Annotated in this window: 6 protein-coding genes and 1 pseudogene; 4 read left to right on the forward strand and 3 right to left on the reverse strand. The window is 75.8% G+C overall.

The features are described from left to right. The 3 genes from EBN88_RS27350 to EBN88_RS27360 all read left to right on the forward strand — a co-directional run. Nucleotides 1-397 (forward strand): C40 family peptidase (locus EBN88_RS27350; protein ID WP_147472871.1); only part of this gene is annotated, 397 nt, incomplete at its 5' end. 427 nt (nucleotides 398-824) lie between these two features. Next, nucleotides 825-2,015, forward strand: coding sequence for a hypothetical protein (locus EBN88_RS27355; protein ID WP_199742505.1), 1,191 nt, complete (start codon nucleotides 825-827; stop codon nucleotides 2,013-2,015). A gap of 37 nt (nucleotides 2,016-2,052) precedes the next feature. Continuing rightward, nucleotides 2,053-2,598, forward strand: coding sequence for a DoxX family protein (locus tag EBN88_RS27360; RefSeq protein WP_122399727.1), 546 nt, complete (start codon nucleotides 2,053-2,055; stop codon nucleotides 2,596-2,598). A gap of 16 nt (nucleotides 2,599-2,614) precedes the next feature. On the opposite strand, the gene EBN88_RS27365 is transcribed toward EBN88_RS27360, so the two are convergent. Continuing rightward, nucleotides 2,615-4,855, reverse strand: coding sequence for an ATP-binding cassette domain-containing protein (locus tag EBN88_RS27365; protein ID WP_122399728.1), 2,241 nt, complete (start codon nucleotides 4,853-4,855; stop codon nucleotides 2,615-2,617). A 151-nt stretch (nucleotides 4,856-5,006) separates the two neighbouring features. Here EBN88_RS27365 and EBN88_RS27370 point away from each other — a divergent pair, with 151 nt between their 5' ends. Continuing rightward, nucleotides 5,007-5,981, forward strand: a complete 975-nt coding sequence (locus EBN88_RS27370; protein WP_122399729.1) for a helix-turn-helix transcriptional regulator — start codon at nucleotides 5,007-5,009, stop codon at nucleotides 5,979-5,981. On the opposite strand, the gene EBN88_RS27375 is transcribed toward EBN88_RS27370, so the two are convergent. Continuing rightward, nucleotides 5,978-6,262, reverse strand: a complete 285-nt coding sequence (locus EBN88_RS27375) for a hypothetical protein (protein ID WP_122399730.1) — start codon at nucleotides 6,260-6,262, stop codon at nucleotides 5,978-5,980. The genes EBN88_RS27370 and EBN88_RS27375 overlap by 4 nt on opposite strands. Beyond that, a pseudogene (locus tag EBN88_RS27380) lies at nucleotides 6,259-7,086 on the reverse strand (LiaF domain-containing protein); the annotation flags it as partial. The gene EBN88_RS27375 and the pseudogene EBN88_RS27380, both read right to left, overlap by 4 nt.

Raw genomic sequence — 7,086 nt, forward strand, 5'->3', positions numbered from 1 at the left:
CGCCGGCCGGGACGAGGCGCGGGCCGCCGGCGCCGCCGAGGCGCCCACGGCGCGGGCGGCCGCCGCCGTCGGCTTCGCCCTGGCCCAGCTGGGCAAGCCCTACGGCTGGGGCTCCACCGGGCCGGACTCCTTCGACTGCTCGGGCCTCACGCTGGCGTCCTGGGGCGCCGCCGGGGTGTCGCTGCCGCGCACCAGCTACGCCCAGGCCACGGCGGGGCCGCGCGTCTCCCGTTCCCAACTCGCCCCCGGCGACCTGGTGTTCTACTACCCGGACAACAGCCATGTGGCGCTCTACATCGGCAACGGGCAGATCGTGCACGCGGCCAGGTCCGGAACGCCGGTGCGGCTCGCGGACGTTGACTCGATGCCCTTCAACGGCGCGACCCGGCCCGCCTGACGGCGCGCGGGTAGGGCAGAATCCGTAGGGCCCGGGACATCGAGGCGCGTCGCCCCCGGCGGCGACGCGGGGCGTCGGCCGCAGCGCCGCGCTCCCCGGGCCCGGGGACGCCCCGGAGCAGGACCGGAGACCGCGAGGCGGGGCTCCGTTCCGCAAGAGGGTCCGGGGAATCTCGCGACAAGGGGAGAGCAGCGTGGCCGACGAGCCGTCCAGCGAAGCCGCGCCGAGCGCGCCGGACGCCGAGCGCTCGGCCCCGCCGAGGCCGCCGAGGCCACGGGAGAGCACCGAGCCGCCGGCCCCGAAGGAACCGCCGGCCCCGCAGGCCCAGGCCGCCCCGCCGGCGCCGGCCACCCCGCCGGAGCCGAAGTCCCCGGCGCACGGCGCCGACTGCTCCTGCGGCGACTGCCCCGCCTCGGCCGCCGCCGCGCTGCGCCGCGCCGAGGAGGCGCTGGCCGAGCTGCGCGACCGGCTGGCCGCCGGCGAGGGCATACCGCAGGGCCTGGCCCACTCCCCCGAGGCGTCCCGGCAGTGGATCTCCGACGAGCTGACCGAGGCGGCCAGGGAGGTGGCCGTCAGGGCCACGGCGCACGGCCGGTTCCGGCTGGCGGCGCTGGCCGACCGCGCGCTGTTGGCGATGTGGGCGCTGGTCGGGGCGCTGCTGCTGGGCCAGTTGGCGACCGCCCTGCTCGGCGACCAGGGGTGGACGCTGGCCAGGACGACGGCGCTGCTGTCCGCCGCGACGGTCGCCGGGCTGCTGACGCCGGTCGGCCGGGCGCACCGGGAGCGGGGCGGGCTGCTGGCCCCGCTGGTCGGCGAGGACAACCGGCTCTCCACCTCCCGCGCGGTGGCCGCCGGTTGGCTGCTGCTGTCCGGCGTCACCGTGCTGATGCTGGCGTTCACGCTGGCCGGCCTCGGCGACGGCGGGGAACGGGCGGCGCTGCTGGACGGCCTGGAGCCGGCGCGCGCCGGCGGGCTGTTGACGGCGGTCGCGCTGGCCTGCGCGGTGACGGTCTGGGTGCGGCACACGGTGGCGACCCGGGTGCGGGGCTTCCGGATGCAGAAGGTGCGGGCCGTCGTGCCGCGCCCCGCCGACCTGTTGACCGACGACGGCGGCCGGGGCAGCTTCCCCGACGTGCAGTACCTGCTGGTGAACGCGGCGGCCCTGACGCTGGTCGGGGTGCGGCTGGCGCGCGGCCCGAGGGAGCTGCCCGACCTGCCGTGGGGGGTGGCGCTGCTGCTGGGCGTCTCGGCGTTGACGTATCTGGCGGCCAAGTACACCGAGGGCGCCCGGCCGGTGATCCAGTCGGTGGTGCGGGTGCGCGAGCCCGGCACGGTGGTGGCGCCGATCCGGCAGGGCGACGAACTGGAGATCAGGGGCTCGGGTTTCGTGCCGGCGGGCGCCGACTCGGCCGAGCGGCTGGCGGAGACGGTGGTGCGGATCGGCGGCCTGACGGTCCCGGTGCCGCTGGTCCCCACGCGCGGCGGCTTCGACAACCCGCACGACGACCGGCTGGTGGTGCGCGTGCCGGCCGAGGTGGAGCCGGGGCGGGTCGAGGTGCGGGTGATCACGGCGGCCGGCACGGAGTCTGGTCGCTACCGCGTCACGGTGGCAGACTGACCGGTCCCTTCAAGCCGCGACGAAAGGGCGTTGGCCCATGTCGGTGACGGACCCGTTGGGCGGTCATCCCCCGGTGACCGGGGGGCCGGGAGGCGCCCGGGAGACCGCCGCGCGGTGGGCGATGCTGCCGCTGCGCCTCTTCCTCGGCTTCACCTTCCTCTATGCCGGGATCGACAAGTATGTGGACGGCGGACCGTTCAGCTCCGTGATGAACACGGACACCATGGAGGGGATGCTGACCGCGTCCCGGGACGACGCGGCCGTGCCCTGGCTGGTCGACCGGGCGTTGGACGCGCCGGAGTTGACGGGCCACGGGGTGGCGGTCGCCGAGATCGTGCTGGGCGCCGCGATCCTGCTGGGGCTGCGCACCCGCTGGGCGGCGGGGCTGGGCGCGCTGCTGGCGCTGTCGTTCTGGCTGACGGTCTCCTGGTCCACCGACCCGTACTACTTCGGCGCCGATCTGCCGCTGCTGTTCGGCTTCGTCGCGCTGGCGCTGGCCGGCGGCGGCCCCTACACCCTGGACGGGCTGCTGGGCTCCCGGCCGTGGTTCCTGCCGCACCGAGGCGACCGCATCTTCCGCTGAGCGACCGGACGTTGCCTCAGGGCGACGTGGCCAGCGCCCGCCCCGTCGGGGTGGCCTGGTCGGTGTGGTCGGCGACGGGCCCCTCGTAGAGCACGGTGCCGCCGTGGCGGCCGGGCCCTGGCCCGAGGTCGATCAGCCAGTCGGCGTGCCGGATCACCTCCAGGTGGTGCTCGATGACGACGACGGTGTGGCCGCGTTCCACCAGCGCGTCGAGGACCCGCAGCAGCGTCGTCACATCGCTCAGGTGCAGCCCGGTGGTCGGCTCGTCGAGGAGGTAGGCCCCTGGCTCCTCGGCGTGCCGCAACTCCCGGGCGATCTTGACGCGTTGGCACTCGCCGCCGGAGAGCGTGGCCAGCGACTGGCCGAGCCGCAGATAGCCGAGGCCGACCTCGTTCAGCGCGCGCAGCCCGGCGGCGATCCGCCGGTCCGGGAGGCGTTCGACGGCGTCGGCGACGGTGAGGTCGTCCACGTCGGCGATGGTCAGCCCGTCGACGGTGTGGGCCAGCGCCTCGGACGTGAAGCGGCGCCCCCGGCAGGTCTCGCAGACCAGCTCGCGGCGCTCCATGAACGCGAGGTCGGCGTGGACGACGCCCAGGCCCTGGCAGTCGGGGCAGCCGCCGAGCGAGTTGGCGCTGAACAGCGCGGCCGGCGCGCCGGTGTGCCGGGCGAAGAGGGAACGGACAGCGCCGGCGATCCCGGTGTAGGTGACGGGCGTGGAACGGCGGTTGGTGCTCACCGGCCGCTGGTCCACGATCCGCACCGGGTGCCGCTCGACCAGCTCGGCGGCCAGGCTGGACTTGCCGGAGCCGGCGACGCCGGTGAGCACGGTCAGCACGCCGGTCGGGATCTCGACGGTGAGGCCGCGCAGGTTGTTGCGGGTCGCGTTCCGCACGGTGAGCGCGCCGGTGGCGGGGCGCGGCCGGGTCCTGGTCGGCGCGCGGCGGGCGATGGCGCGGGCGGTGGGGGTGTCAGCGCGGGTCAACTCCGCGTAGCCGCCCTGGAAGACGAGGCGCCCCCCGTCGCCGCCGGCGCCCGGGCCGATCTCCACGATCTGGTCGGCGGCGGCCATCACGTCCGGGTCGTGCTCGACGACCAGCACGCTGTTCCCGGCGTCCCGCAGCCGCGCCAGCAGCCCGTTCATGGACGCGATGTCGGTGGGGTGCAGGCCGACGGTGGGCTCGTCGAGGACATAGAGCATCTCGGTGAGGCTGGAGCCCAGGTGCTTGACGGTCTTCAGCCGCTGCGACTCCCCGCCGGAGAGCGTGGTGGTGCCGCGCGCCAGCGTGAGGTAGCCCAGGCCGATGGCGTCCATGGCCTCCAGCCGCGCGACGAGCGCCTCCACGGCGGGCGCCACGGCGGGCGCGTCCACCGCCCGCACCACGGGGGCGAGTTCGGCGACCTCAAGGCGGGCCAGCTCGCCGATGGTGTGGCCCAGCACGGTGACCGCGCGGGACGCCTCGTTGAGGCGGTCGCCGCCGCAGTCGGGGCAGGTGGCGGTGCGGGTGAAGCGGCGGATGGTCTCCCGCTTGGCGTCCGAGAGGTTGTCGGCGGTGCGCAGATAGATCCGCTCGAACCGTTCGACGACGCCCTCGTAGTCTCCCGGCGCGCCCCGCCCCAGCTCGGCCGCCGCCTCGCCCCCGTACAGCAGGGCCTCGCGTTCCCGTTCGCTCCACTCGCGCAGCGGGGTGTCCGCGTCGAAGTCCCCGATGTCGGCGTACCGGTCGTACCAGTAGCCGCCGTGGCCGAAGCCGGGCAGCTGGATCGCGCCCTGCCGCAGGGACAGGTCGAGGTCGAGGAACCGGTCGACGGCGCTGACGATCCGCTCGCCGAGCCCGTCGCAGCCCGGGCACATGCCGGCCGGGTCGTTGAACGAGAAGTGGTTCGACTCCCCCACGTGCGGGGTGCCGACGCGCGAGTAGACCAGGCGCAGATAGCTCCAGGCGTCGGTGAACGTGCCGACCGTGGAGCGCGCGTTGCCGCCGACCCGGCGCTGGTCCACGACGATCACCGGGGAGAGGCCCGCGATGTGCTCGACGTCGGGCCGTGGCTGGGAGGGCAGCCGGTTGCGGGCGAACGGCGGGAAGGTGTCGCGGAGTTGGTTGCCGGCCTCGGCCGCGATGGTGTCGAAGACCAGCGAGGACTTGCCGGACCCTGAGACGCCGACCACGACGACCAGCCGGCCGCGCGGAATGTCGAGGTCGAGTCCGGCGAGGTTGTGGGTGCGGGCGCCCCTGAGGGTGATGGTGCGGTGGTCCATGGCCGGAACGCTAGGCGGAGACGCGGCCAGATCCTGGCCGCGTCCGCGCGGAGCCCCCGGTTTCCGCGCCGGGCGGCCAGCCGGCCAGCCTGCCGGCCGGCCTGGGGCACCGTTTCCGCGCCGGCCGGCTCCTCGGGCATCATCGGGAGCCATGGCCGATGTGACCGGGCGGATGCTGGCGCTGCTGGCGACGCTCCAGACGGGCCGGGCGTTCACCGGCGCCGAGTTGGCGCGGCTGCTGTGCGTCAGCCCCCGCACGCTGCGCCGGGACGTGGAGCGGCTGCGCGGCTACGGCTATCCGGTGACCACCAGACCGGGGCCGGGCGGCCACTACCGGCTGGCGGCCGGGCGCGGCCTGCCGCCGCTGGTGCTCGACGACGACGAGGCCGTCGCCGCGCTGCTCGGCGTGGCGACCCTCGCCGCGTCGGCCTCGGGCGAGGCGGGCGGCCTCGACGACGCGGCGCGGCGCGCCTACGGCAAGCTCGACCAGCTCCTGCCGGCCAGGCCGCGCTCCCGCGCCGCCGCCCTGCGGGCCAGCCTGGAGACGGGCGAGCGCCCGGCGCCCGGCGTCGAACCCGGCGCGCTCGCCGCCCTCGCCGAGGCCATCGCGGAACGGGAGACCGTCACGTTCGCCTACCGCGACGCGCGCGGCGCCGACAGCCGCCGCCGGGTCGAGCCGCACCGGCAGGTCCATCTCAACCAGCGCTGGTATCTGCTGGGTTGGGACCTGGAACGGGAGGACTGGCGGGTCTTCCGCACCGACCGGATCGAGGACCTGCTGCGCACCGGCGCGCACCACGGCGCGCGGGCGCTGCCGGCGGACTCGGCGCTGGGCTATCTGCGCGCCGGCCTGAACGCGAGCCGCCGCGAGGTGCGGCTGGTGGTCGAGGCGCCGCTGACGCGGGTCGCCGACGCGCTGCGCCACGAGGACGCGCGGCTCGAAGCGCTCGGGCCCGGGCGGACCCGCGCGACGCTCGGCGTGGACTCCTGGGAGTGGCTGCCGCTGCCGCTGGCGTTCCTCGACGCGGACTTCCACATCGAGGGCCCGGACGAGATCCTCGCCGGCTGCGCCGCGTTCGCCCGCCGCCTGCTCGCGGCGACGGACCGCCGCGAGGCCGGCGACTAGGTCGTGTCCCGTTCGCCGGTCGCGTTCTCCCGCCCGCCGCCCACGGGGCGCGGGCCCCGGGTGCGGCGGACCGTCAGCGCGATGACGGCGACCACCGCCGCCAGCACCAGCGCGCAGGGCAGCAGCAGGAAGCGCAGCGCCAACGACAGCTCGGTCTCCCCGGTGGCGTGCAGCACGAAGAGCATCGCGATCGGCAGCAGACACAGGCCCAGCACCAGCCGGGCCGGCTCGAAGCGGTGGCGGCGCACCACCCAACGCTGCGGTTCGTGGCGGTGGTTCACGGCCGTGGCTCCTCTCCCGCGCGCTCGATCTGGACATGGCCGACGCCCATCTCCAGCCGCAGCTCGATCCTGGGGTTCTCCACGGCCACGGCCTCGACCTCCCGGGGGTCGCCGTCCGCGTCGCTCTCCTCGGGCGCCTCCCCCTCCGGCACGGTGGCGTCCACCACCGCCGGGTACTCCAGGGTGCGCTCCTGGCCGAAGCCGCCCCACGAGTCGCGGTCGTCGTTCCCGCCGATGCCACGCAGCGGCTGGTAGGTGAACGCGCCGACGCCGATCTCCACCGAGACGTTCAGGTCCACGTCGTACGGCACCAGCACGGTGATCTGCCCGGCGCCCGCCTCCACCTCGGTGGCCAGCGTCCACCCCGGCGCCAGGTCCACGCCCGTCAGGTCCAACTCGGCCTCGCCGCTGCCCAGTTCGTACCCGGTCAGCACCGCGCCCGGGCTGTCGGGCCGCCAGCGGTGACTCTCCCAGCTGGTGGTGATGTTGTCCGGCAGCACCGAAGCGCTCGCCATCACGACGCCCGTCAGCAGCACGGCCGTGATGGTGCCCAGCCCCAGCCGGCCGACGAACGCGCTCACCAGCAGCCCGACACCGAAGACCGCCAGCGCCGACGCCGAGCCGATCACCAGCACCGAACCCAACGGCTGGCTGGTCCAGGACACCGCGACCCCGACGGCGAACGCGATCAACGCCAGCAGGAACACCAGCCCGCCCAGCCGCACCTCCCTCGGCTCCGGGCGGGGCAGCGGCGCGTGACCGCCGGGGCGGCCCGGCGCCGGCGGCCCGGCCGGCGGGCCGGTCCGCGCGTAGTCGCCGGGCGC

The sequence above is a fragment of the Streptomyces triticirhizae genome (assembly GCF_003696235.1).
GTDB lineage: Bacteria > Actinomycetota > Actinomycetes > Streptomycetales > Streptomycetaceae > Streptomyces > Streptomyces triticirhizae.

Coding starts and splice junctions, on each gene's coding strand:
- EBN88_RS27360 (WP_122399727.1), top strand. CDS start 2,053: ATGTCGGTGACGGACCCGTTGGGCGGTCATCCCCCGGTGACCGGGGGG.
- EBN88_RS27365 (WP_122399728.1), bottom strand. CDS start 4,855: ATGGACCACCGCACCATCACCCTCAGGGGCGCCCGCACCCACAACCTC.
- EBN88_RS27370 (WP_122399729.1), top strand. CDS start 5,007: ATGGCCGATGTGACCGGGCGGATGCTGGCGCTGCTGGCGACGCTCCAG.